Source organism: Bradyrhizobium sp. NBAIM08 (assembly GCF_020193935.1).
GTDB classification, from domain to species: domain Bacteria; phylum Pseudomonadota; class Alphaproteobacteria; order Rhizobiales; family Xanthobacteraceae; genus Bradyrhizobium; species Bradyrhizobium yuanmingense.
The window spans coordinates 1-384 of the sequence record NZ_JADYVR010001308.1 but is presented as its reverse complement, the minus strand read 5'-3'; the positions used below and the strand labels follow the sequence as shown (position 1 = coordinate 384).

At 73.2% G+C, this 384-nt stretch carries 1 protein-coding gene; it reads right to left on the bottom strand.

All coding sequences use genetic code 11. The annotated features are described in order from the left end of the window. Positions 1 to 228: hypothetical protein (locus I6F37_RS44660; protein ID WP_225155079.1), on the bottom strand; the 228-nt coding region annotated here is incomplete at its 3' end. Positions 229 to 384: the final 156 nt, after the last annotated feature.

Here is a 384-nt window from a genome sequence, read left to right as displayed (position 1 = left end):
GTCGGCGAGCCGCCGGTCGTCGACCAACGGTCCGAGCGGGGTCTGCAGTGCGGGCAGCAGCCCCTCGGCGAGCGTGTCGGCGCTGAAGGAGCCCGGGGGAGTCCGGGTCAGCTGCTCGGCTGCAACCCGTCGGATCTCCTGCGCGAGGTCGTCGGCCGCCAGGTCCACCGACTCGAGCACGCCGTGCACGACGGTACCGAACTCGGCTCCGCTCGGGAGGTCCGCCATCGGCGACGGGCGGGCCAGCCCTGGGTGCACCGATTCTGGGCTCACCGGCTCTGGGCTCACCGGCTCTGGGCTCGGGCTGCCGACGGGGTCGGCTGGGACGGGTTCGTCGTCGGTCTCGAGAGGCTCAGTCTCACTCCCCACGGCGGAGCTGGACAG